The 255-nt window shown below is 46.7% G+C and carries 1 protein-coding gene; it reads left to right on the top strand.

All coding sequences use genetic code 11. From position 1 onward, the window contains the following. A partial coding sequence (locus L0P31_RS09310) for a Rib/alpha-like domain-containing protein (protein WP_283218090.1) occupies positions 1-255 on the top strand: 255 nt, incomplete at both ends.

Below are 255 nucleotides of genomic sequence, written 5' to 3'. Positions count from 1 at the left end.
CACACCAACTGGAATCCCTCAAGAAGTGGACAATGGACACGTACCAGATCCAGAAGTAAGTGTAAACAAAACCGGCTTACCAGAAGGCACAACTGTTACATGGAAAGACACACCAGTTGTGAACACACCGGGCAGTCATCCAGGAGTAGCCTTAGTCCACTATCCAGATGGAACGGAAGATGAAGTAGAAGTCCCTGTCACAGTTAAGAAACAAAGTGACACGTTTAACCCAACGGCAAAAGAGCCAAACCAAAC

Origin of the sequence: Streptococcus mitis, assembly GCF_022137125.1 — a bacterium.
Taxonomy (GTDB): domain Bacteria; phylum Bacillota; class Bacilli; order Lactobacillales; family Streptococcaceae; genus Streptococcus; species Streptococcus mitis_CE.
Note: the sequence above shows the minus strand (reverse complement) of the source record. Positions and strands in the feature narration are given on the sequence as shown.